Source organism: Pseudomonas agarici, assembly GCF_001543125.1.
Taxonomy (GTDB): domain Bacteria; phylum Pseudomonadota; class Gammaproteobacteria; order Pseudomonadales; family Pseudomonadaceae; genus Aquipseudomonas; species Aquipseudomonas agarici.
Window position 1 is genome coordinate 1,188,662 of sequence record NZ_CP014135.1, and the last position, 23,682, is coordinate 1,212,343.

The following is a 23,682-nucleotide window of genomic DNA, read 5'->3' on the forward strand; positions in this document are numbered from 1 at the left end:
CATGTTACCGAGCCAAGAGCAACAACAGATCAGCGACGCGGCCCGATCCTTTGCCCAGGAACGGCTGAAACCGTTCGCCGCCGAATGGGATCGCGAACACCGTTTTCCCCGAGAGGCCATCGACGAGATGGCCGGGCTGGGCTTTTTCGGCATGCTGGTGCCGGAGGCGTGGGGCGGTTGCGACACCGGCTATCTGGCCTATGCCATGGCCCTGGAGGAAATCGCCGCTGGCGACGGTGCCTGCTCGACCATCATGAGCGTACACAACTCGGTGGGCTGCGTGCCGATCCTTAACTTTGGCAGCGAGGAGCAGAAAGCCCGGTTCCTGCCGCCCCTGGCCAGTGGCGCGATGCTCGGGGCCTTTGCCCTGACCGAACCGCAGGCCGGCTCCGATGCCAGTGGCCTGACAACCCGCGCACGGTTGGACGGCGATCACTACGTGCTCAACGGCTGCAAGCAATTTATCACCTCAGGGCAGAACGCCGGGGTGGTGATCGTTTTCGCGGTGACCGATCCGAGCGCAGGCAAGCGTGGCATCAGCGCCTTTATCGTGCCCACCGACTCGCCGGGTTATAAGGTGGCGCGGGTTGAGCACAAGCTCGGCCAGCATGCTTCGGATACCTGCCAGATCCTCTTCGAAGACGTACAGGTGCCGGTGACCAATCGCCTGGGCGAGGAGGGCGAGGGTTATCGCATCGCCCTGGCGAACCTGGAAGGTGGGCGTGTCGGTATTGCCGCACAGTCGGTGGGCATGGCTCGGGCGGCGTTCGAGGCGGCGCGTGATTATGCCCGCGAGCGACAAAGCTTCGGCAAGGCCCTGGTGGAGCATCAGGCCGTGGCCTTCCGCCTGGCGGATATGGCGACCCAGATTGCCGTGGCGCGGCAGATGGCGCACTACGCCGCCGCCCTGCGCGACAGCGGCAAGCCAGCGCTGGTGGAAGCTTCGATGGCCAAGCTGTTCGCCTCGGAAATGGCCGAGAAGGTCTGTTCCGCGGCGTTGCAAACCCTGGGTGGCTATGGCTATCTAAGCGACTTCCCGCTGGAGCGGATCTACCGTGACGTGCGGGTCTGCCAGATCTACGAAGGCACCAGCGACATTCAACGCATGGTCATTTCGCGCAACCTGTGATCAAGGACTCTATCGATGAGCTATGAAACCATTTTGCTGGACATCAAGGGCCGTGTGGGCCTGATTACCCTGAACCGTCCGCAGGCGCTCAATGCCCTGAACGCCCGGATCGTCAGCGAGGTGAACCAGGCGTTGGACGCATTGGAAGCCGATCCGCAGATCGGTTGTATCGTCCTGACCGGTTCGAAGAAGGCCTTTGCCGCCGGCGCCGATATCAAGGAAATGGCCGAGCTGACCTACCCGAAGATCTACCTCGACGACCTGTTCAGCGACAGTGACCGGGTGGCCAATCGGCGTAAGCCGATCATTGCCGCCGTGGCTGGCTTTGCCCTGGGTGGCGGCTGTGAGTTGGCATTGATGTGTGACTTTATCCTGGCCGGCGACAACGCCAAGTTCGGCCAGCCGGAAATCAACCTCGGGGTGCTGCCGGGCATGGGCGGCACCCAGCGCCTGACTCGTGCGGTGGGCAAGGCCAAGGCCATGGAAATGTGCCTGACCGGGCGCTTTATCGACGCCGTGGAGGCCGAGCGTTGTGGGATCGTTGCGCGGATTGTGCCGGTCGACGAGTTGCTGGACGAGGCGTTGAAGGTCGCGACCCTGATCGCGGGCAAGTCGATTCCCATCAGTATGATGGTCAAGGAAAGCGTCAACCGCGCTTTTGAGGTCAGCCTGTCCGAAGGTGTGCGCTTTGAGCGCCGGGTGTTCCACGCGGCGTTCGCCACCGAGGATCAGAAAGAAGGGATGGCGGCCTTTATCGCCAAGCGCGAGGCGCAGTTCAAGGACAGTTGAGTCTATTGGGCATTGTGGCGAGCGGGCTCGCCACAAGACCAGGCTCATCGGTCAAACAAGGTAATGCTTGAGTTCCCGCGCAATCAGCATTCGCTGAATCTCGCTCGACCCTTCGTAGATTTGCGTGATCCGCGCATCGCGGTAGTAACGCTCCACCGGGTAATCTTCCAGATACCCGTAGCCGCCATGGATCTGCAGCGCCGATGAGCAGACTTTTTCGGCCATTTCCGAGGCGAACAGCTTGGCTTGCGAAGCCTGCGACAGGCATGGCAGGCCGGCGCTGCGCAGCCGTGCCGCATGCAGGATCAGCAGGCGCGAGGCGTTGATTCGGGTGTGCATGTCGGCCAGCATATTGGCGATGCTTTGGTGCTCGATGATCGGCTTGCCGAACTGTACCCGCTCACGGGCATAGACCAGCGCCGCCTCGAACGCGGCGCGGGCGATCCCCAGCGCTTGGGCGGCGATACCGATGCGGCCGCCTTCCAGGTTCGACAGCGCAATCGCCAAGCCCTTACCGCGCTCGCCCAGCAGGTTGGCTTCAGGCACGCTGCACTGGTTGAGCGTAACGGCGCAGGTGTCCGAGGCACGAATGCCCATCTTGTGTTCGGTACGGTCGACGATAAAACCGGGAGTATCGGTGGGTACCAGAAAGGCGGAAATACCCTTCTTGCCCAGCGCCGGATCGGTCACGGCAAAGACGATTGCCAGCTTGGCCCTTTTGCCATTACTGACGAACTGCTTGGCGCCGTTGATCAGCCACTGGCCGTCCTTGAGTTCGGCGCGGGTGCGCAGGTTGTGGGCTTCGGAGCCAGCCTGGGGTTCGGTCAGGCAAAAACAGCCGATAGCCTTGCCGGTGGCGAGCGCCGGCAGCCAGGTTTGCTTCTGGGCCTGGCTGCCGTAGTTGAGGATCGGCCCGCAGCCGACCGAGTTGTGGATGCTCATCAGCGCGCCAGTGGCTCCGTCACCGGCGGCGATTTCCTCCACGGCCAGGGCGTAGGCGACATAGTCGACGTAGGTGCCGCCCCATTCCTCGGGCACCACCATGCCCAGCAGGCCCAGTTCACCCATCTTGTCGACGAGGCCGTCGTCGATCCAGCCGGCCTTTTCCCAAGCCTGGGCATGGGGCGCGATCTCGCCACGGGCGAAGTCGCGGGCCATGTCGCGGATCATCACTTGTTCTTCGCTCAGTTCGATATCGTGCATGGTTCAGTTCCCGCTCGTGTCGAGGCCGTGGAAAAAACGGGCGATCTGCTCGGGCCGTAGCGCCTGCAGGGTGGGTGGGTTCCAGCGGGGCTGCTTGTCCTTGTCGATCAGCAGGGCGCGCACGCCTTCTATCAGGTCGCCGTGCTCGAACCATTGGCGGTCCAAGTGCAGTTCCAGGGCAAAGCATTCCTCCAGGCCCAGGTGCCGACCGCGCCGGAGCATTTCCAGGGTCACGCCCATGGCCAGCGGCGAACGGGTCTCCAGCAGGTCGGCGGTGGTCATGGCCCACTCATGGCTGTCGGCGACGGTCGCCTGCCGCAGTTGCTCGACCATGCTGGGGACGTCGGGCAGGGCGAAGAAGTAGTCGATGGCCGGGCGCAGCTTGTCCAGTGGGGCGTCGGGCAACGTCTGTACGCCGAGCCTGGCGAGCAGATTCTGCAAGTCCTTGAGGGGCGTGTCGTGCCACTCCAACCGGTCGAGGCACCCGTCCAGTTCGTGGCGCTTGTCACTGCTCAGATACCAGTCGGCGAGGCCGCAATACAGGGCATCGGCGGCGCGAATCTGGCTGCCGCTGACCCCCAGGTAGAGACCGATCTCACCGGGAATGCGCGGCAGGAAATAGCTGCCGCCGACATCCGGGAAATAACCGATAGCGACTTCCGGCATGGCCAGCCGACTGCTTTCGGTGACTACCCGCAGGTCGGCGCCTTGCGCTAAACCCATGCCACCGCCAAGGACAAAACCGTCCAGCAACGCCAGCACCGGCTTGGGGTAATGATGGAGGCTCAGATCAAGGGCGTATTCCTCGACGAAGAAATCTTCGTGCAGGCGCCCGCCACTCTGGTAGCTGTCATGCAGCGAACGGATATCGCCGCCAGCGCAGAATGCACGATCGCCCGCGCCGCGCAGGGTGACGGCGTGGATGTGCGGATCCTCGGCCCAGGCATCGAGCTGGCGTTGCAGCAGGCGGATCATGTTCAGGGTCAGGGCATTGAGGCCGGCGGGACGGTTTAAGGTCAGGTGGCCGATATGGTTGCGCACCTCGGCCAGCACCTCGGCCGGAGCGTCTGCGAGGCGCGTGACAGCAGCGGATGAAACCTGAGCAGTCATTACTAACTCCCTGCTTTTATTGTCTTTTTGAGTGCGTTCGGCGGACGAACGATGATGGATCGTAACAGTGCAAATTTGCCCAATACAACCCTGATAAGTGCAGGTCTTGTTTGCATTTTTGCCTGTTGGAAGAGTGGTCTGAACAGTCTGGCCCAACGTGCCGGGGTTGCAAGTGCAATCCAGCCCGCTCCACTGGCGGGAGTGCGTTGCGAATCCGGTTCGTATCGTGCCGACTCAATGCTAAAGTCGCTTTTTTTGAGCAGGGAACGGTCATGCGGATGTTAATCGGGGCGTTGGTGGCAGTGGCGTTGGCGGGGTGCATGAGTCCCGGCATGAATCAGACCCGCACCACCGGGCCGACCAAGAGCTTTACCTCGAGCAAGGCCGACAATGCCGTCGCCCAGTGTGTCCAGTTCTCCTGGCAGGACGAGGCGGTGTTTGGCGTGGATGCCGCCGCTTACCTGCAGTTGGGCTACAAGGGCGGCTCCACTGTCTATACCAGGGGGTCGGAGTATTTCGTCGATGTTCGGCGCGACGTTAATGGCACGCTGGTCGATTATTATGCGACCACCAGCAAGCCGATTGGCGCCAGGCGCTTGGCGGCGGTGGCGACTTGTTTGTGATCTTGCGATGACTCATTACCGCGCCTTGACCATGGAGCTGTGATATCCGCACTTGAGCTAACCAATTAACCGTACAGGCCATTAGCCGACTCAACCCGACGCTTGGGTGTGCAGAATGTCAGTTACCCATTGGTTGATGCTCTTGTGAGATAGCTCGGCTTTGGCGGCTATCGAGGCATGGAGCTCTGGAGCCAGGCGTAGGCTGAGTTTCCCCGAGTAAGGTTTTTGAGGCGAGCGGCTCAACTTGGCACAGGTTTGGAGGTAATCATCGACTGCTTCTTCGAACGCTGCTCTGAGCTCTTTGACCGACTCGCCATGGAATCCGACGATATCGCGAATTCCCGCAATATGGCCGACAAACAACCCATCTTCATCGCTGTACTCAATACGGGCAGCGTAGTTTTTGTGATTCATCACATTCATGGTGTGACTCCTGCTTGTTCCAGAAAAGCGCGAGCATCGCGAACCTGATAAGGCTTGGATTCCTTGTCAGGATGCGGCCTGTGAAACGTCACGACGACGCCATTGAGTTCGAAACGTACTCGTGAACCCCTGCCTTCAACAACGCTGGCTCCAACGGCCAGCAGCAGGCTTTCGATGCGGGCCCATTCAAGCGTATTGGGAACCGGCCTTGAAAAGATGGCTTTCAGCGTAGTGAGCTGTTTGTTATTCATGGTATTAAAAAATGATATCAATTTGAAGGGGCAAACTGATTTTAATGGCGTCCGACCCAAGTACAATGGCAATTACGTCACCAATTGATTCATGCCGCCGCCAATGGTCGACGAGATTCAGGTGGTAACAGTTGGCCAACTGTTACCGTATCTCGCGGGATGATGGGTCAAGCTTGACGCAGACTAACCACACAGGCCACTAGGGGCTATCGCGATTAGCCATATCCAGTTAGGAGCGCGGGACCTGCAGGCATGGTTGCTTTCTACCGAGCGGTATTGGCGGCGGGCGATCAGGACAACGGCCTGGCGGCAAACCGGGGCAATGGCGTGCAGGTGAGTGTTCGGCTCGCCTAGCGCTCGATAGCCAGCGCCACGCCTTGCCCGCCGCCGATGCACAGGGTCGCCAGGCCTTTTTTTGCATCGCGCTTGATCATCTCGTGCAGCAGGGTCACCAGCACCCGGCAACCCGAGGCGCCGATTGGGTGGCCGAGGGCAATGGCACCGCCATTGACGTTGACCTTGCTCGCGTCCCAACCCAACTCCTTGCTTACCGACAACGTCTGGGCCGCGAAAGCCTCGTTGGTCTCAATCAGATCAAGCTGCTCCAGGGACCAGCCGGCCTTGTCCAGGCAGCGACGGGTGGCGCTGACCGGGCCGATGCCCATGATCGCCGGGTCGACGCCGGCATTGGCGTAGGCGGTGATTTTCGCCAGCACCGGCAAGCCCAGGGACTTGGCCTTGGCGGCGCTCATCAGGATCACTGCCGCGGCGCCGTCGTTCAGCGATGAAGCGTTACCGGCGGTGACCGTGCCGTCCTTCTTGAAGGCCGGCTTAAGCTTGCCCAGCGATTCGTTGGTGGTGCCGGCGCGGGGCTGTTCATCGGTGGCGAAGGTCACTGGATCGCCCTTGCGCTGGGGAATCACGATGGGGGTGATCTCTTCGACAAAACGCCCGGCCTGGATGGCGGCCACGGCTTTGTGCTGCGAAGCGGCGGCGAAGGCATCCTGGGCTTCGCGGCTGATGGCGTATTTGTCCGCCAGGTTTTCGGCGGTGATGCCCATGTGGTAGTCGTTGAACGCGTCCCACAGGCCGTCGCTGATCATGGTGTCGACCAGTTGGCCATGGCCCATGCGCAGGCCGGTACGGGCGCCGGGCATCACGTAGTTGGACAGGCTCATGTTTTCCTGGCCGCCGGCGACGATCACTTCGGCATCGCCGCAGCGAATAGCTTGGGCTGCCAAGTGCAGGGCCTTGAGGCCCGAGCCGCAGACCTTGTTCAAGGTCATGGCCGGCACCGCGTGGGGCAGGCCGGCCTTGATTGCGGCTTGGCGCGCCGGGTTTTGGCCGGCCCCGGCGGTCAGCACCTGGCCCATGATCACTTCATCGACCTGGGCACCGTCCAGGCCGGTCTGGCTCAGCAACTGGCGAATTACCGCGGCACCGAGGTCCACGGCGGAAATAGTGGCCAGCGAGCCCTGGAAACTGCCCACGGCAGTGCGGGTGGCGGCGACAATCACTACATCTTGCATCGCTTGATTCCTCATCAGGAAAACTGCATTTCAGGCACGTGCTCGGGAACGATCAGTTTACCGGCGGTCTTGCTGACAATTTCTTCGACGCTGACGCCAGGTGCGCGTTCCTTGAGGACAAAGGCGCCATCTTCGATTTCCAGGTAGGCCAGGTCGGTCAGCACGCGCTTGATGCATTGGGCGCCGGTCAGTGGCAGGCTGCAGCGCGACAACAGTTTCGACTCGCCGTCTTTCGAGGCGTGAGTCATGGTGACGATGATGTTTTCGGCCCCGGCCACCAGGTCCATGGCGCCGCCCATGCCCTTGACCAGCTTGCCGGGGATCATCCACGAGGCGATGTTGCCCTGCACGTCGACTTCGAAGGCGCCGAGCACGGTCAGGTCGATATGGCCGCCGCGAATCATCGCGAAGGATTCGGCGGAGGAGAAGATCGAGGCGCCGATACGAGCGGTCACGGTCTGCTTGCCGGCGTTGATCATGTCGGCATCGACTTCATCTTCGCTGGGAAAGGAACCCATGCCGAGCAAACCGTTTTCCGATTGCAACATGACTTCCATGCCAGCCGGAATGTAGTTGGCGACCAGGGTCGGAATGCCGATGCCGAGGTTCACGTAGAAGCCGTCCTGCAGTTCGCGGGCGACACGCTGAGCCATTTGTTCGCGGGAAAGTGCCATTGTAGTGTGCTCCGTTAGTCGATAAGGCCGAGGCTTACTTGCGCACGGTGCGCTGTTCGATGCGTTTCTCGAACGTGCCACAGATGATCCGATCGACGTAGATGCCGGGGGTGTGGATCTGCGCCGGGTCCAGTTCGCCCGGTTCGACGATTTCCTCGACTTCGACCACAGTGATCTTGCCGGCGGTGGCGGCCAGCGGATTGAAGTTTTGAGCCGTGTGGCGATAGATCACGTTGCCGAAATGGTCGGCCTTCCAGCCTTTGACAATGGCGAAGTCGCCGGTGATGGACTCTTCCATCAGGTAGGGACGACCATTGAATTCGCGGGTTTCCTTGCCGTCCGCGACGGGGGTGCCGTAGCCGGTGGCGGTAAAGAAGGCCGGGATCCCGGCGCCGCCGGCGCGCATTTTCTCCGCCAGGGTGCCTTGGGGGGTCAAAATCACCTCGATCTCACCGCTGAGCAATTGCTTTTCGAACAGGGCGTTTTCGCCCACATAGGAGGCCACGACCTTGCGGATCTGGCGGTCTTCCAACAGCACGCCAAGGCCGAAGCCATCGACACCGCAGTTGTTGGAGACCACGGTCAGGTTGCGGGTGCCCTTGCGCTTGATCTCGGCGATCAGGTTTTCCGCAATACCGCACAGACCGAAGCCGCCGCAAAGCACGGTCATACCGTCTTCCAGGCCGGCGAGGGCTTCCTCGTAGGACGCCACGCGTTTATCGAAACCTGCCATCTGCATGATCCTCTTTGTTGTTCGTGGCCCCAGCGGCCTTTGAGTAGAGTGTTGCTCCAGGAAATATATTTGTTAAGTTGATTTTTAGGTTTGATTGATTGATAAATCTCAATAATGGCCATTCACGCCGAGACAATATCGATGACCGTCAAACAGCTTAGAGCCTTTCTCACCGTTGCCCAGAGTTTAAGCTTTGCGGTGGCGGGGGAACGCCTTTATTTGTCGCAATCGGCCCTGAGCCTGACTATCAAGGCGCTGGAGGAGGGGTTGGGCGGTCGCCTGTTCAGTCGCAACACGCGTAATGTCGCGCTGACCCCGGAAGGCGAAGCCTTGCTACCCCTGGCCCGACGACTGATCGCCGACTGGGATAATGCCGAGGATGAACTGCGCCAGCGTTTCACCTTGCAACGGGGTCGGGTGACCTTGGCGGCGATGCCGTCGTTTGCTGGCAACTTGCTGCCGCCTATCCTCAAGACCTTTCGCGCTCGCTATCCCCAGGTCAATGTCGCGGTAAACGACGTGGTCAATGAGCAGGTGCTGGAGATGGTCGGGGATCGTCAGGTGGAACTTGGGGTGGCGTTTGCGCCGTTGCAGAACTCGTCGCTGACGTTCACGCCGTTGTATGTCGACCGTTTTGTCGCTGTGGTACCGGCCGATTCGCCCTTGGCCGAGCGCCAGGAGATCGACTGGGAGTCGTTGCTCAAGGAGCCCTTTATCACCTTGCAGCGCCCCTCCAATGTGCGGGTGATGCTAGAGGAGCATCTGCGAGCCAGGGGCATGACCCTGCCGGTGGAGTTCGAGAGTCATCAGTTGGCGACGGTGGGACGGATGGTCGCCAGTGGCCTTGGCGTGAGCGCGGTGCCAGCATTGTGCGTGGGACAGATGCGCGAGTTGGGTGCCCGTTGCATCACCCTGCATGATCCGGTGGTGGAGCGGGCCATCGGGGTATTGACCAAACCCGGTCATGAGCTGTCCGCCGCCGCCCAGGCATTGTTCGATATCTTGTTGGAAGAAAAATCCCGTTACCTGAATTTTTGAGAAATAACTCGGCCTTGCGTGGATCTTTTCCTACGATGCGCAATCATTACCCCATGAATATTCAAAGGAGGTGCGTATGTTCATCCGGTCTTTGACCCTCGCGGCTCTGTCGCTTGTCGTGTCCAACCCCTTGTTGGCGGCCGATACCGACTCTCCGTTGGCCCAGGACTACCAAAGAAACCGTGCGTTGATCGTGATCGCGCCAAGTACGGCGGACCCGACGTTGGTCGGGCTGAAAAAGGCGCTTGATGACCCTGCCAACCAGAAGGCTTTCGACGAGCGCCAACTGGTGCTCTATGAGGTGGCGCAGACCGTGGGCAAGCGAGCCAACAAATACATGGAGCAGCCGACCACCATGGCCCTGATTCGCGGGCTCAGGCTTGGGGTCACGCCCGAGGGCAAGGCCACGGTGATCCTGGTGGGCAAGGATGGTCAGCAGCAGACCCTCGAACATGACGGGCCATTGGCACTGAAGGAAGTGTTCAGCGCGGTCGATACGTTGCCGGCTTCCGAGAAGGAAACCGTGGCGCCGACGCCCGCTCCACCAACGGCTGGCGCCGAGGCGAAGCCGGTCAAAGGCGCTAAGCCTGGCAAGGCGGAGAAAACCGGCAAAACGCCTACTGTGCCCAAGGCGCTGGACGACTAAGCCGAGTAATATGAGCCCGGTGATTACTGACCGCTTTTTGTCGATCAGCTTTATCGCGGCATTGCCCGCGGCTGAAAAAGCCAAGGTTGCCGGGCAATTGCAAACCCTGATCGCAAGCCACCCAGCCTTGCGTGGCCAAGAGACCATCGCCTTTCCCTACCGGACCGAGGCTTATCGCTGCCTGCGCCTGGACTGATGCTCGACGCCCGGCCTGACGTTGGGCAACAGACGGAAGAGGGGCTCCTATCCGTATCTGGTTATAATCTTAGATTGTATTTTTATAAGCATTCATAACATTAAGCGCTATGCTGCCCACCGGTTTTTGTCGTCTCGCTAGATTCTCCGGGGTTTGCTAATGGATGTCGGTAATTTCGGTTTTGTCACGGCAGGCTTGGTGGTCGGTTTTATTGTCGGATTGACAGGTGTCGGTGGCGGCTCTCTGATGACGCCGATCTTGCTGTGGTTTGGCATCAACCCGGTAACGGCTGTGGGCACCGATCTCTTGTACGCTGCGATTACCAAGTCCGGTGGCGTTCTCGTTCATAAGAAAAACGACAATATCGACTGGAAGATCACCGGCTGGCTAACCCTTGGCAGTGTGCCGGCGGTGGTGTTGACCCTGTGGTTCCTGAGCAGCCTGCACACCGCGCCTGAATCCCTGAACAGCGTTATCAAGCGGTCGCTGGGCGTTGTGCTGCTGCTGACGGCGCTGGCCGTGTTGTTCAAGAACAAGTTGCTGGCTTTTGCCCACCGCCGAGGCGTCGACCACTCGCAAATCAGTGCGCCGAAGTTGAACGGGCTGACCCTGCTGACCGGGCTGGTTCTCGGTACCATGGTGGCCTTGACCTCCATTGGCGCCGGAGCCTTGGGCACGGTGGCGTTGTTTATTCTCTATCCGTTTCTACCGACCCGGCGCCTGGTGGGCACGGAAATCGCGCACGCGGTACCGCTGACGCTGGTGGCGGGCCTCGGGCATGCGAGCATGGGCAACATGAACTGGGAACTGCTGGGCTTCCTGCTGATGGGCTCGCTGCCGGGGATCTATATCGGCAGCCATCTGACCGGGCGGGTATCGGATGGGTGGTTGCGACCGTTCCTGGCAGTGATGCTGTTTATGATCGGCTATAAGCTGGTGTTCTGATATCGCCACCTAATTAATCGCCATAACTCCTTTCAGGTTCCATCTGTTAGATCGCTTCAGTGCGAATCCTGCCGGTCGTCGAGCGAAGCTGGCCTCGGCGGAGAACTCGAGAGCGTTGCTTCAGTCGAGGCAATAAATCGAGGGGCAGGCACGAGATTACCGCGTCAGTCTGACGGCTTCGGGATAAATCTTTGCGTCAGAATTTAAATTTAAAGTACTCGCATTGGATGAAGATCGGCAATTGACCTGCAACCTTTGATGTAACACTCGCGGTGGTTTTTTAGGCTGCACCAGCGAGGCCGGTGTAATGTATTGGAAAATAACGGCGGAGCCCTCTATGTCCGATCAGCCTGCGTTTCGAAACGACTTCGACGATAACCGGTTCCGTCTGTTGGTCGATGCGGGCATCGACTGCGCCATTTACACGATCGATCCCCAGGGCGTTGTCGTCAGTTGGAACAAAGGGGCCGAGCGCTGTAAGGGGTATCCAGAGGAAGAAATCCTCGGTGCACACTTCTCCTGCTTCTACACCCCTGAAGACCGCCGAGACGGAGTGCCCGAGCAGGCCCTGGACACCGCTATCAGCGAGGGGCGATTTGAAGGCCAGGGCTGGCGAGTACGCAAGGACGGCACACGTTTCTGGTGCTATGTAGTCATCGACCCGATTCGCGATCCACTGGGGGGCCTGCTGGGGTTCGCGAAAATCACTCGTGACCTGACCGAGCATAAGCTTGCCGAGCAAAACCTGAAACAGAGTGAGCAGCAGTTTCGTCTGCTGGTGCAAAGCGTTACCGACTATGCCATCTACATGCTTGACCGCGAGGGGCGGGTCAGCAGTTGGAATCCGGGCGCACAGCGTATCAAGGGGTATTTGCCGCAGGAAGTCATCGGGAAGAATTTCTCGATGTTCTACACCGAACAGGATCGCGCCACTGACGAACCCCTCCGGGCCCTGGATATCGCCGCGCGCGAGGGGCGATTCGAAAAGCAGGGCTGGCGGGTACGCAAGGACGGCACGCAGTTCCTGGCCCATGTGATACTGGACCCGATCCGCGCCGATACCGGCAAGATTATCGGCTTTGCCAAAATCACTCGCGATATCAGTGAGTCGGTCGAGGCGCAAAAAAAGCTGGAGCTGGCGCGCGAGGCGCTGTTTCAGTCGCAAAAGCTCCAGGCCATCGGCCAACTCAGTGGCGGTATCGCCCATGATTTCAACAACTTGCTAACGGTCATCCAAGGCAATCTTGAGCTGCTGCACAAACGCGTCGACGGCGATCCGAAACTCTCGCGGCTGGTGGACAACGCTTTGCTCGGTACCGAGCGCGGGGTTTCGCTGACCCAACGCATGCTGGCTTTCGCCCGCCGTCAGGAACTCAAGACCGAAGTGGTGCACCTGCCGCGGTTGATCACCAATCTCCTCGACCTGTTATGCAGCTCGGCAGGGCCACAGGTGGTGGTTCAGGTCCAACTGTCGGAGGAGTTGCCGGCGGTACATGTCGACATCAACCAGTTGGAGTTGGCATTGCTCAACCTGGTGAGCAATTCCCGCGATGCGATGCCGGCGGGTGGCACCATCCGGATCAACGCCGAGATCCACGGCAGGACCGGCACGCTGCCCCACGATGACTATGTGTGCCTGTCGGTGATCGATGATGGCGAAGGCATGGATGAGCAAACCCTGGCTTACGCGGCCGATCCGTTCTTCACTACCAAGGGGGTTGGCAAGGGCACCGGTCTGGGGCTGTCGATGGTCCACGGCCTGGCGGAGCAACTGGGCGGGCAGTTGGTGCTCAAAAGTAGCAAGGATCAGGGCACCACCGCGCAACTCTGGTTGCCGGTAGCTACCGATGCCGTCACGCGGCTGCCGTTGCTACCGGAGAAAACGCCTGGGCCACTGTTCAAGCCCTTGACGGTGCTGGTGGTTGACGATGACAGCCTGGTCCTCAACAGCACCATGATGCTGTTGGAAGATTTGGGGCATCGGGTAATTTGCGCGGTTTCCGGCGTCCAGGCACTGCAGTGCTTTGGGCACAAACCGGATATCGACCTGATGATCACCGACGTGGCCATGCCGCAGATGGACGGGGCGCAGTTGGCCGAGGCTGTGCGCAACTTGTATCCCGCGCTGCCGATCATTCTTGCCACCGGATATGCCCAGCATCTGGAGGGCATGGCTGTGCAGCTCCCGCGAATCCTCAAACCTTACAACCAATTGCAACTGAAGGAGGCCCTGGCGCGGGCCATGCCCAGGGAAACACCGCCAGGCGCCGATCTTCCCCCAGCGCTGGCTTGAAGTAGACTAGCGAGGCACTTCCCTGTATTGCCGACGCATTGTCCTGGCGCGTTTTTCCAGGACCAGATAGGTTATCGCCGCCAGTAACAGGGGTGCCAGATAGTAGAAGGTTCGATAGCCCAGCAAGGCGGCGATCAAGGGAGCCCGGTCCAACTGGTCGTGCAACAGCGCAATAAATACCGTCTCCAGCACACCGAGGCCAGCGGGAATGTGGGCGATGACTCCAGCCACGCAACTGATCAACAGGACACCCAAGATCGAGGGATACACCAGCTCATGGGGCAACAGCATGAAGATCAGCCCCGCCATCAGTGCCCAGTTGCTGGCGCCGAGCCCGACCTGGAGTAGCGCCAGGCGCAGCGAAGGCAAGGTAATCTCGTGCTGGCGCCAGACCCAGGTTCTTCGTTGGACGAAGCCACAGGCATAGAGGTATCCACCCGCCAGGACGAGGAGCAACAGCCCCAACAGTTGCAGGCTGGCAACGCCAATGGCCCAGCTATCGGGTAGTTTGACCAGGCGCAAGGAAAAGACCACTCCGGCCAGAGCTATATAGCCGATCCAGTTCGTGACGATTCCCAGGGTAATGATCCGAGTGATGGTCGGCGTATCCAGGCCCAGGCGCGTATAGAGACGGTAGCGCAGGGCTATGCCGCCGATCCAGGTGGTGAAATTCAGGTTGAAGGCGTAGCAGACAAATGCCACGGGTAGTACCTGGCGTGTTGGCAGGGCGTGGCCGGTATACGAGCGTCCGAGCAGATCGTAGCCGCTGACCACCCCATAGCTCATCAGCGCCATGACCAGGGCGGTTAGCAGTGTCGCGGGAGCATAGCTGCGTGCCGAGCGCACTACTTCACTCCAGTCCAGATGACGCACCAACAGGTAGAGCAGGACCAGCACCAGTACCAGAAAGAACAGTGTCAACAGATGCTTGCTCCATGTCTTCCAGGCTTGAGCGGTCATCAGTTATTGCCCTTGTGAAGGTAACTGCCGGGCTCATCGGGCGTCCATGGGTGCAGGTCCTGGCGGTGCGCCGGCAACCAGCCGGCGATAGTCGGAAAATATCTCGTGCAGTGGAAGCATAGGAAGATCAGCGGCGCCCGCCACCAGTAACCCCGGATCATCCGCTGTAAGGTGATGCGCTTGCAGTGCTGGCTGACCAGTTCGGACAGATGCCGGTGCAGGTTCCCGGTGAAAACCGCGTCGCGGATGAACAGATTGGCTTCCAGGTTCAGCGCCAAACTCAGCGGATCAAGATTGCTGGAGCCGACCGTGGCCCATTCGTCATCTATCAACGCCACTTTTCCATGTAATGGACGTTGGCAGTATTCAAAAATTTTCACCCCGTCGCGCAGCAGGTCGTTGTACAGCAACCGGGAAAAGGCCCGCACCCAGCGCATATCCGGTTGCCCCTGCAGAATCAGGGTGACGTCGACCCCCCGTCTGGCGGCGTTGCGCAATGCGCGCAGGAGCCGATAACCGGGGAAGAAATAGGCATTGGCCACCACCAGCCGTGTGCGCGCAGCCTGAAACGCGGCGAGGTAATGGGCCTCGATGTCATGGGTATGGTGCAAGTTGTCACGTTCGAGCAGCATGGCCCGAGCGGGACCACTGGGCACTGGCGTGGGCAGTAGCTGGCTCGGTGGGGCAAGCACCGCGGCCAGCAGGCGCAGGCTCGAATCGCGGATCTGCCTGACCACAGGGCCTGTGACCTCCACGGCATAGTCCTGCTTGGCCATGGGACCATAGTCGATCAGATGATCGGCTCCGTAATTGAGTCCGCCAATAAAGGCGCGCCGCCCATCGATGACCACGATCTTGCGGTGCAGGCGACGGAACAGATTGGTGCGCAGACCAATCAGACGGGGTTGGGGGTCAAAGATGTGTACCCTGACACCCTCGGCGGTCATGGCATGGATAAACGCCTTCGGCAGGTCAGCCGTGCCGTAGCCATCCATCGCGACTTCGACCCGCACGCCGCGCTGCGCGGCTTTGATCAGCACCTGTTGTAACGCTCGCCCGACCTTGTCGTCGACGATGATGAAGGTTTCTAGCAACACCTCCTGTTGGGCCAGGCGAATGCTCGTGAACACCCGCTCGTAGTAGTCCTCGCCGTTGACCAGTAGTTGTACGTCGTTGCCGTCCTCCCATGAACCGTTCACAGCAGCACCTCCACGGCCAGGGCAGCGTGGTCCGACAAGTGTGACCATGGCCACGCGGAGAGCACGTTGGCCGTGCCCGGCAGCGCGTTGCGCAGGTAGATGCGATCAAGGCGCAACAGCGGCAGGCGCGCGGGAAAGCTGCGGGCCGGGGCGCCCTGGGTGTGGGAGAAGGCTTCGACAAGCGATTGCGCGGCCAGGCGGGTATCGGCACGCCGGCGCCAATCGTTGAAGTCACCGGCAATGATCACGGGCGTAGTGGCTGGCAAGCTCTTCAGGTAGTCGAGCAACAGATCGACCTGGCGCTGGCGCTGGGCTTCGCGTAATCCCAAATGTACACAAATGGCATGCACTTGTGCATGGCCCGACACCTCCAGGCGACAATGCAGCAAGCCACGCTGCTCGTTGCCCCGGACCGAGACATCTAGATTGTCGTAGGCCTGGATCGGAAATTTCGAGAGTAGGGCATTGCCATGGTCGCCAGCGGGGTAGACCACGTTGCGCCCGTAGGCGAAATCCGGCCACATGGTGTCGGCGAGAAACTCGTACTGTGGCAACGACGGCCAGGCAGGGTGGCGGCGGGCATGGCGGATCTGGCTGCCATGCACCTCCTGGAGAAACACCAGGTCAGCCCCCGTGGTGCGCACGGCATCGCGCAACTCGGGCAGGATAAATCGCCGGTTGAGCGGCGTGAAACCCTTGTGTACATTGAGCGTGAGCACCGTGAGTCGCCGCACCGGAGGGGCTTGCCGGGTGATATCGGCGAGGTCCGGCAGCGTGCTGCTCCTGATCATGGCTCCTCCGATTCGGCTATCCCATCAATATAGGTGCGACCAGAAGGTTTTCGGCGGAGTTCAAGGTGAGTGACGAATGGCTGCGGGCAGGGTAGCACCGCAAGGTTGTCACACGGCGCTGATCCGGCGATCACATCCGTCATTACTGCAACAGATGTACTGCCAGACCGATGAGCGCACAGACCAGCAACACCTGGATGACGCCCCGCTTGAAGCGCAACAGGGCAATCGCCGCGGCGATGGCGATCAGTGCCGAAGGCCAATCGAGATTGCCCCTGAAGCCCTGTGGCCAGAGCACGTGGTAACCAAAGAAACACGCCAGGTTGAGAATCACACCGACAACTGCTGCCGTAATGGCAGTGAGCGGGGCAGTGAACCTGAGTTCCTCGTGGGTCGACTCCACCAGCGGCCCACCGGCGAGGATGAACAGGAACGAGGGCAGGAAAGTGAACCAGGTTACGAGGGTGGCGGCCACCGCACCCGCTAGAAATACCTGGTCGGCACCGAATACCTGCGAAACATAGGCCCCGACAAAAGCCGCGAAGGCGACCACCATGATCAGCGGCCCCGGCGTGGTTTCCCCCAAGGCCAGTCCGTCGATCATCTGGGTCGCGGTTAGCCAGCCGTAGTGACCGACCGCGCCTTGATAGACATAGGGGAGCACGGCGTAGGCGCCGCCAAAGGTCAGTAACGCGGCTTTGGTGAAGAACCAGCTCATCTGGGTCAAGGTGCCCTCCCAACCATAGAGTGCGCTCAAGACGCCCATCGGCAACGCCCACAGCGCGGCGCCGATCAGTACCAGCCAACCCAGTTTTAACCAACTGAACCGGGCATGCGCCGGGGACGGCGTGTCGTCATCGATCAAGGCGGGGCCAAATGATTTTCTGTCGCTGCTATGGCCGCCCGTCCTGAACTTTTCGGGCGCCAGGCGTCCTCCGACATAGCCGATCAAGGCCGCGCCCAGGACGATCAAAGGAAATGGCAGGTTGAACGCAAAGATCGCCGTGAATGAAGCGGCTGCTATCGCCCACAGTCCATTATTCTTCAGCGCCCGAGAGCCGATCCGATGGGCCGCCTGCACCACGATAGCCGTCACGGCGGGCTTGATTCCGTAGAAGAGCCCCGCCACGACGGGCACTTCACCAAAGGCGATGTACATCCAGGACAACGTGATCAGGATGAACAGTGAGGGCAACACAAACAGTGCTCCGGCAATCACGCCTCCCCATGTCCGATGCATCAACCAGCCGATGTAGGTGGCCAGTTGCTGGGCTTCCGGACCAGGCAACAACATGCAGTAGTTGAGGGCATGCAGAAAACGCCGCTCGGAGATCCAGCGCCGTCGCTCCACCAGTTCCTGGTGCATGATCGAAATCTGTCCTGCTGGTCCGCCAAAGCTGATGAAGCCAAGTTTGAGCCAGAACCAGAACGCCTCGCGCAAACTGATCGGCCTGGGTCTGGACAGCTCTTCAAGCGTTGGGGCGAACGCCTTGTGCATCGGGTGACTCCTGTGTGCATGGCCATGCTATTGGGTTACCTCGATGATACCGGCGTCCACCGACCCCTGTCCGGATCGCTTAGGCCTTCAGTGCTGTTTCGATCGTCGCGATATCGATCTTGCCCATGCCCATCATGGCATCGAAGGCACGCTTGGCGGTCGCCGGGTCGGGATGGGTAACCGCCGCTGTCAGCATGCGAGGGGTGATCTGCCACGACAGGCCCCACTTGTCCTTGCACCAGCCGCAGGCGCTTTCCTGGCCGCCGTTGCCGACAATCGCGTTCCACAAACGGTCCGTTTCGGCCTGGTCGTCGGTGGCCACCTGGAACGAGAACGCTTCGGTATGCCTGAACGCCGGACCGCCGTTCAGTCCGAGACACGGGATACCCAGCACCGTAAACTCGACGGTCAGGACATCGCCCTGTTTGCCGGCGGGATAGTCGCCAGGGGCACGGTGGACGGCTTTCACCGCGCTGTCCGGGAAGGTCCTGGCGTAGAACGTCGCGGCCTCCAGAGCGGTGCCGTCGTACCACAGACAAATAGTGTTTTTGCTGATCATCCGGGTTCTCCACGATAGGGGCTGACACCTGGATTCTAGTCGAGGAGGGTTTTCCGCGTGGTTTCGCCACAGCCGCCCTGCCCGCAGGGCGGCCTCCCAGGACTTAGATTCGCGCCAGCGCCTGCGCCAGGTCCGCCCGCAGGTCTTGGACATCCTCGACACCCACCGACAGCCGGACCAGAGCGTCGCCGATACCGAGTTGCGCGCGCGTCGGTGCGGGAATGGTGGCGTGGGTCATGATCGCCGGGTGTTCGATCAAGCTTTCCACGCCACCCAGGCTCTCGGCCAGGGCGAAGATCCGCACGCTTTCGAGGAAGCGCCTGGCGCCAGCCAGGTCGCTCTTCAGGTCAACAGAAATCATCCCGCCGAAACCGTGCATCTGCCGGCGTGCCAGTTCGTGTTGCGGGTGCGACGCCAGGCCTGGGTAATAGACACGCGCCACCTGTGGCTGCTGTTCCAGCCAGGTCGCCAGTTCCAGGGCGTTGCTGCAATGGCGCTCCATGCGCAGCGACAGGGTCTTCACACCGCGTAGGGTGAGGAAGGCATCAAATGGCCCGGCAATAGCGCCCACCGAGTTCTGCAGAAATCCCAGGCGTTCGGCGAGTTCGGCATTTTGCCCGACCACCGCGATGCCGCCGATCACGTCCGAGTGGCCGTTCAAGTACTTGGTCGTCGAGTGCACCACGATATCAAAACCCAGTTCCAGCGGGCGCTGGATCCAGGGACTGGCAAAGGTATTGTCGGCGACGCAGATGATCCCCCTGTCGCGGCAGAGGCGGGCGACGGCGGCCAGGTCGGTGAGGCTCAGCAGGGGGTTGCTCGGCGTCTCCACCCAGACCATCCGCGTATCCTCGCGCAGCGCCGCTTCGAAGGCGCTCAGGTCCGTCAGGTCGACGAAGCTGAACCGATGGCCGGCGCTACGCTGGCGCACCTTGTCGAACAGCCGGAAAGTGCCGCCGTAGAGGTCGTTGCCGGAAACCACATGGGCACCGGCATCGAGCAATTCGAGCACGCTGGCAATCGCCGCCAGACCCGAGGCAAAGGCGAAGGCCTGGCTACCGCCTTCGAGATCCGCCACACAGCGTTCCAGGGCAAACCGCGTCGGGTTGTGGGAGCGTCCGTAGTCGAAACCCTTGTGTACGCCGGGGCTCTCTTGCAGATAAGTGGAGTTGGCATAGATCGGCGGCATCAGCGCCCCGGTGCTCGGGTCCGGCGACTGCCCGGCATGGATGACCCGGGTAGCGAAGGCGGGGCGTGCGGTAGGTGTGTCGTATGGGCTCATGCCAGGGATCTCCGTAAGTGATTGAGCAGGTCGACGCGGGTAATCAGGCCATGGAAGCCCGACGCGTCGGCAATGATTGCCACCAGCCCGCGATCCAGCTCCGCCTGCAGTTCGGCCAAGCTGGCGGCAGGCGCCAAGGTTCGCACGTTATCGGTCATGACACTGGCCACGCTCAGGCGAAAGTGTGCCGCGTCGGCGTGCATGCCCAACAAGATATCGGATTCATCGATGACGCCTGCCAACCGCTGCCCGTCCACCAATACCGGCAGTTGCGAGACATCCGCCAGGCGCATGCGCTGGAAGGCGGTGAGTAAGGTGTCGTCCGGTCCCACGCTGATCACCCGGCCATCCTCGAAGCGCCGGGCGATCAGGTCGCGCAGGTCGCCGTAGCGCTTGTACTGCAGCAGGCCCTGGTCGTTCATCCACTGGTCGTTGTAGACCTTGGACAGGTAACGGGTGCCGGTGTCGCAGACAAAGGTCACGACGCGCTTGGGTTCGCTCTGCTCGCGGCAGTAGCGTAGCGCCGCAGCCAACAGGGTGCCAGTGGACGAGCCGCCGAGGATACCTTCGGCGCGTAGCAACTGGCGGGCATGGTCGAAACTTTCCTCGTCGCTGATCGAGTAGGCGTGGCGCACGCTGGACAGGTCGGCAATCGAGGGAATGAAGTCTTCACCAATGCCCTCAACTGCCCAAGAGCCTGCGGTACCGACGATGCCGCTGCGACTGTATTCGGCGACCACCGAACCGAGCGGGTCGGCCAGCACCATGGCCAGGTTCGGTTGCACGCGCCGGAAGAAACGGGTCAAGCCGGTCAGGGTGCCGGCCGAGCCGACACCGACGACGATGGCGTCGACATCATGCTGGGTCTGCGCCCAGATTTCCGGTGCGGTACTGGTTTCGTGGGCCAGTGGGTTGGCCGGGTTGTTGAACTGGTCGGCGAAGAACGCGTCGGGAATCTCCTCGGCCAGACGGGCGGCGACATCCTGATAGTACTCGGGATGGCCCTTGCCGACATCAGAGCGGGTGATGTGCACTTCGGCGCCCATGGCCTTCAGATGCAAGACCTTCTCGGTGGACATCTTGTCCGGAACCACCAGTACCACTCGGTAGCCCTTGGCCCGCCCCACTAGCGCGAGGCCCAGGCCAGTGTTGCCCGCCGTGGCTTCGACAATGGTCGCGCCAGGGCGCAGGCGGCCATCGCGCTCCGCGGCATCGATCATCGCCAGACCGATACGATCTTTGATCGAACCGCCGGGATTCTGGGATTCGAGCTTGAGGAACAACGTGCACGGGCCGGTATCGAAACGGCTTACGCGCACCAGCGGCGTATTGCCGATCAGTTCGAGAACGGCAGGGCGGGAGTTGTTCGGCATGTCTTCACCTCGTTTCAGGGGGAGTGCGTACTGAATGGACAGCGGGCGTGGACTGGTGGTTGCACACGCGCTGTTGCTTGGAGCATAGCGCCTGTTTTCATGATCCGGTCATCGAGACCGCCGGTCCGATCGGTCATAGCCTTTGCGTCCGGCACATTCATCTGAACGATTCAGTGTCTATGCTGGTCAACTCCTGTTTAGCCGCAGAATCAAGAGGTGATCGCGATGGTCAAGACTTACAGCTATGCCGCTCAAGACCCGAAAGATTCGCTCAAGCCATTCACCTTCGAACGTCGCTCGCCAGGCGCCGATGATGTGCAGATCGATATCCTCTATTGCGGTGTTTGCCATTCTGACCTGCACACGGTGCGCAATGAGTGGAACAACACCCTGTATCCCTCGGTACCGGGGCATGAGATCGTCGGTCGGGTGACTGCCGTGGGGGCCAATGTACGCAGGTTCAAGGTCGGTGAGCTGGCGGGCGTCGGTTGCATGGTCGACAGTTGCCAGCACTGTGCCTCCTGCGCGGAAGGTGAAGAGCAATACTGCGAGAACGGCTTTACCGGGACCTACAACGGTCCGCTGTTCGGTGGCGAAAATACCTTTGGCGGCTACTCGGACACCATTGTGGTGAAGGAAAAGTTCGTCCTGCGCATCTCTCACGCCGACGCCGATTTGGCTGCCGTCGCGCCATTGCTGTGTGCCGGGATCACCACCTATTCGCCATTGCACCACTGGAAAGTCGGTCCCGGAAAGAGGGTCGGGATAGTGGGCTTGGGTGGGCTGGGCCATATGGCGGTGAAAATCGCCCATGCCATGGGCGCATATGTGGTGCTGTTCACCACCTCGTCGAACAAGCGCGAGGACGGCCTGCGCCTGGGGGCCGATGAGGTGGTAGTGTCGAAGAACCCGGAGGAGATGGCCAAGGTTGCCAACTCCCTGGACTTCATCCTCAACACCGTGGCCGCGCCGCACAACCTGGATGCTTTTCTCGCGCTGCTCAAGCGCGATGGCACCATGACCCTGCTCGGTGCTCCGGACAACCCGCATCCGTCACCGACGGTATTCAACCTGATCTTCAAGCGCCGTAGCCTGGCCGGTTCGCTGATCGGTGGGGTCCGCGAAACCCAGGAGATGCTGGATTTCTGCGCCAGGCATGGCATTGTCTCGGATATCGAGATGATTGCTATCCAGGACATCAACCAAGCCTACGAGCGCATGCTCAAAGGCGATGTGAAATATCGCTTCGTGATCGATATGAACAGCCTCAAGCAGGAAGTCGCGGCAGCTTGATCGCACCCCTGCCGATAAGGCCCGGACGCTCAGCCGGGCCTTATCGGGATCGTGGGGTCAGGGGTCGACCTGACCCATCAACTCGCTGACCGACTCGGGGCGCCGGGCATAACGTTGTGCCAGCACCGCACAGACCATCAACTGGATCTGATGAAACAGCATCAGCGGCAGGATCAGCACGCCGACGGTGCTGCCGGCGAACAACACCTGAGCCATCGGTACGCCGGTCGCCAGGCTTTTCTTCGAGCCGCAGAAGACGATGGTGATGCGGTCCTCCTGGTCGAAGCCGAACGCCTTGCCCAGCAGGGTGGATGCCAGTAGCACCAGCGCCAATAGCACGCTACAGATTACCACCAGGCCGGCAAGGTCTCGGAGCGGGATCTGATGCCAGATACCTTCGTTCACCGCGTCGCTGAAGGCACTGTAGATCACCAGCAGGATCGAGCCCTGGTCAACGAATTTCAGCCAGCTTTTGTTGCGTCCCACCCAGGCGCCGATCCAGCGCCGGGCGATCTGCCCGGCAATGAACGGCAGCAGCAACTGCACGCTGATTTTCAGGATGGCATCGAGGATCGAACCGCCGTCGCCATGGACCTTCAGCAGCAGGGTCACCAGCAATGGCGTAAGGAAGATGCCGAATAGGCTGGACGCCGCCGCACTGCAGATTGCCGCCGGTACGTTACCGCGGGCCAGGGAAGTAAAGGCAATCGCCGATTGCACTGTGGCCGGCAGAGCGCAGAGATAGAGCATGCCCATGTACAGCTGGTCGCCGATCAGCGGCGATAGCAGCGGCTTGAGCGCCAGGCCCAGCAGTGGGAACAGGACAAAGGTCAGACCGAATACCAGCAGATGCAGGCGCCAATGACCGGCACCGGCGATGATCGATTCGCGTGACAGCTTGGCGCCGTGCAGAAAGAACAGCAGGGCAATGGCGATATTGGTCAACCAGCCGAAGCCGACGGCGACCTGGCCGCTGGCGGGCAGGAGGCTGGCCAGAAGCACCACGCTGATCAGGGTCAGGGTGAAATTGTCGGGCAAAAAGCGAGGGCGGGTCATCGATGGCATTATCCGGGTGCAAAAAAGTTACAGGGACTTTAACCGGTCTGATGGTTGCCGGCTAACGCCAATAAGCCTGTGGATATCGC

The 23,682-nt window shown here is 60.8% G+C and carries 23 protein-coding genes and 2 pseudogenes; 9 read left to right on the top strand and 16 right to left on the bottom strand.

Annotation, left to right across the window (positions count from 1 at the left end):
- Position 1 precedes the first annotated feature (1 nt).
- Both AWM79_RS05245 and AWM79_RS05250 read left to right on the top strand, forming a co-directional pair.
- The gene (locus AWM79_RS05245; protein WP_017131934.1) at positions 2-1,129 is read left to right on the top strand and encodes an acyl-CoA dehydrogenase; all 1,128 of its coding nucleotides are present in this window, start codon (positions 2-4) and stop codon (positions 1,127-1,129) included.
- A gap of 15 nt (positions 1,130-1,144) precedes the next feature.
- Entirely contained in the window at positions 1,145-1,918 is a 774-nt protein-coding gene (locus AWM79_RS05250) for an enoyl-CoA hydratase (protein ID WP_017131933.1), read from the top strand.
- Between the two features lie 51 nt (positions 1,919-1,969).
- On the opposite strand, the gene AWM79_RS05255 is transcribed toward AWM79_RS05250, so the two are convergent.
- Together AWM79_RS05255 and AWM79_RS05260 are read right to left on the bottom strand one after the other, a co-directional pair.
- The gene (locus AWM79_RS05255; protein WP_060782324.1) at positions 1,970-3,121 is read right to left on the bottom strand and encodes an acyl-CoA dehydrogenase family protein; all 1,152 of its coding nucleotides are present in this window, start codon (positions 3,119-3,121) and stop codon (positions 1,970-1,972) included.
- A gap of 3 nt (positions 3,122-3,124) precedes the next feature.
- Positions 3,125-4,231 (bottom strand): enoyl-CoA hydratase/isomerase family protein, encoded by a 1,107-nt coding sequence (locus AWM79_RS05260; protein ID WP_060782325.1) that lies wholly within the window; start codon positions 4,229-4,231, stop codon positions 3,125-3,127.
- A gap of 272 nt (positions 4,232-4,503) precedes the next feature.
- Here AWM79_RS05260 and AWM79_RS05265 point away from each other — a divergent pair, with 272 nt between their 5' ends.
- Positions 4,504-4,854 (top strand): hypothetical protein, encoded by a 351-nt coding sequence (locus tag AWM79_RS05265; protein WP_026013175.1) that lies wholly within the window; start codon positions 4,504-4,506, stop codon positions 4,852-4,854.
- 90 nt (positions 4,855-4,944) lie between these two features.
- Here AWM79_RS05265 and AWM79_RS05270 read toward each other — a convergent pair whose 3' ends face one another.
- The 5 genes from AWM79_RS05270 to AWM79_RS05285 all read right to left on the bottom strand — a co-directional run bounded on the left by AWM79_RS05270 (position 4,945) and on the right by AWM79_RS05285 (position 8,464).
- The gene (locus tag AWM79_RS05270; RefSeq protein ID WP_017131931.1) at positions 4,945-5,277 is read right to left on the bottom strand and encodes a type II toxin-antitoxin system HicB family antitoxin; all 333 of its coding nucleotides are present in this window, start codon (positions 5,275-5,277) and stop codon (positions 4,945-4,947) included.
- The gene (locus AWM79_RS24135; protein ID WP_074862472.1) at positions 5,274-5,528 is read right to left on the bottom strand and encodes a type II toxin-antitoxin system HicA family toxin; all 255 of its coding nucleotides are present in this window, start codon (positions 5,526-5,528) and stop codon (positions 5,274-5,276) included. Before AWM79_RS24135 ends, AWM79_RS05270 begins: the two co-directional genes overlap by 4 nt.
- Before the next feature lie 350 nt (positions 5,529-5,878).
- A complete protein-coding gene (locus AWM79_RS05275; protein ID WP_017131929.1) occupies positions 5,879-7,057 on the bottom strand; it encodes an acetyl-CoA C-acetyltransferase in 1,179 nt (392 codons plus the stop codon).
- Positions 7,058-7,071: 14 nt separating this feature from the next.
- The gene (locus AWM79_RS05280) at positions 7,072-7,731 is read right to left on the bottom strand and encodes a CoA transferase subunit B (RefSeq protein ID WP_017131928.1); all 660 of its coding nucleotides are present in this window, start codon (positions 7,729-7,731) and stop codon (positions 7,072-7,074) included.
- A gap of 34 nt (positions 7,732-7,765) precedes the next feature.
- Positions 7,766-8,464: a CoA transferase subunit A gene (locus AWM79_RS05285; protein ID WP_026013174.1), complete on the bottom strand. Its 699-nt coding sequence runs from the start codon at positions 8,462-8,464 to the stop codon at positions 7,766-7,768.
- A gap of 141 nt (positions 8,465-8,605) precedes the next feature.
- Here AWM79_RS05285 and AWM79_RS05290 point away from each other — a divergent pair, with 141 nt between their 5' ends.
- From AWM79_RS05290 to AWM79_RS05305, 4 genes and pseudogenes are all read left to right on the top strand, one after another.
- Positions 8,606-9,502 (top strand): LysR family transcriptional regulator, encoded by an 897-nt coding sequence (locus AWM79_RS05290; protein WP_026013173.1) that lies wholly within the window; start codon positions 8,606-8,608, stop codon positions 9,500-9,502.
- A gap of 76 nt (positions 9,503-9,578) precedes the next feature.
- On the top strand, positions 9,579-10,148 hold the full coding sequence (locus AWM79_RS05295; RefSeq protein ID WP_017131925.1) for a DUF4174 domain-containing protein: 570 nt from the start codon (positions 9,579-9,581) through the stop codon (positions 10,146-10,148).
- A 19-nt stretch (positions 10,149-10,167) separates the two neighbouring features.
- Positions 10,168-10,344: pseudogene (locus AWM79_RS05300) on the top strand (class I SAM-dependent methyltransferase); the annotation flags it as partial.
- Positions 10,345-10,503: 159 nt separating this feature from the next.
- Complete coding sequence (locus tag AWM79_RS05305; RefSeq protein WP_060782326.1) at positions 10,504-11,289, top strand: sulfite exporter TauE/SafE family protein; 786 nt, start codon at positions 10,504-10,506, stop codon at positions 11,287-11,289.
- 24 nt (positions 11,290-11,313) lie between these two features.
- Here the strand turns inward: AWM79_RS05305 and AWM79_RS25520 are convergent.
- A pseudogene (locus tag AWM79_RS25520) lies at positions 11,314-11,397 on the bottom strand (creatininase family protein); the annotation flags it as partial.
- A gap of 229 nt (positions 11,398-11,626) precedes the next feature.
- Between AWM79_RS25520 and AWM79_RS05310 the strand changes: the two are divergent.
- Positions 11,627-13,582: a hybrid sensor histidine kinase/response regulator gene (locus AWM79_RS05310; RefSeq protein WP_017131923.1), complete on the top strand. Its 1,956-nt coding sequence runs from the start codon at positions 11,627-11,629 to the stop codon at positions 13,580-13,582.
- A gap of 6 nt (positions 13,583-13,588) precedes the next feature.
- Here AWM79_RS05310 and AWM79_RS05315 read toward each other — a convergent pair whose 3' ends face one another.
- The 7 genes from AWM79_RS05315 to AWM79_RS05345 all read right to left on the bottom strand — a co-directional run bounded on the left by AWM79_RS05315 (position 13,589) and on the right by AWM79_RS05345 (position 21,244).
- Positions 13,589-14,542, bottom strand: a complete 954-nt coding sequence (locus tag AWM79_RS05315; RefSeq protein WP_017131922.1) for a lysylphosphatidylglycerol synthase domain-containing protein — start codon at positions 14,540-14,542, stop codon at positions 13,589-13,591.
- A complete protein-coding gene (gene clsB, locus AWM79_RS05320; protein WP_017131921.1) occupies positions 14,542-15,741 on the bottom strand; it encodes a cardiolipin synthase ClsB in 1,200 nt (399 codons plus the stop codon). The genes AWM79_RS05315 and clsB overlap by 1 nt, the downstream gene beginning before the upstream one ends.
- Positions 15,738-16,532, bottom strand: coding sequence for an endonuclease/exonuclease/phosphatase family protein (locus tag AWM79_RS05325; RefSeq protein WP_060782327.1), 795 nt, complete (start codon positions 16,530-16,532; stop codon positions 15,738-15,740). Before AWM79_RS05325 ends, clsB begins: the two co-directional genes overlap by 4 nt.
- A 142-nt stretch (positions 16,533-16,674) precedes the next feature.
- Positions 16,675-18,030, bottom strand: coding sequence for a chromate efflux transporter (gene chrA, locus AWM79_RS05330; RefSeq protein ID WP_017131919.1), 1,356 nt, complete (start codon positions 18,028-18,030; stop codon positions 16,675-16,677).
- Positions 18,031-18,109: 79 nt separating this feature from the next.
- Positions 18,110-18,589, bottom strand: coding sequence for a VOC family protein (locus AWM79_RS05335; RefSeq protein WP_017131918.1), 480 nt, complete (start codon positions 18,587-18,589; stop codon positions 18,110-18,112).
- A 103-nt stretch (positions 18,590-18,692) separates the two neighbouring features.
- Positions 18,693-19,871: a cystathionine gamma-synthase gene (locus AWM79_RS05340; RefSeq protein WP_017131917.1), complete on the bottom strand. Its 1,179-nt coding sequence runs from the start codon at positions 19,869-19,871 to the stop codon at positions 18,693-18,695.
- The gene (locus AWM79_RS05345; protein ID WP_017131916.1) at positions 19,868-21,244 is read right to left on the bottom strand and encodes a pyridoxal-phosphate dependent enzyme; all 1,377 of its coding nucleotides are present in this window, start codon (positions 21,242-21,244) and stop codon (positions 19,868-19,870) included. The genes AWM79_RS05340 and AWM79_RS05345 overlap by 4 nt, the downstream gene beginning before the upstream one ends.
- A 225-nt stretch (positions 21,245-21,469) precedes the next feature.
- Between AWM79_RS05345 and AWM79_RS05350 the strand changes: the two genes are divergently transcribed.
- On the top strand, positions 21,470-22,537 hold the full coding sequence (locus tag AWM79_RS05350) for an NAD(P)-dependent alcohol dehydrogenase (RefSeq protein WP_017131915.1): 1,068 nt from the start codon (positions 21,470-21,472) through the stop codon (positions 22,535-22,537).
- 57 nt (positions 22,538-22,594) lie between these two features.
- On the opposite strand, the gene AWM79_RS05355 is transcribed toward AWM79_RS05350, so the two are convergent.
- Positions 22,595-23,593 (bottom strand): bile acid:sodium symporter family protein, encoded by a 999-nt coding sequence (locus AWM79_RS05355; protein ID WP_017131914.1) that lies wholly within the window; start codon positions 23,591-23,593, stop codon positions 22,595-22,597.
- Between the last annotated feature and the right edge of the window lie 89 nt (positions 23,594-23,682).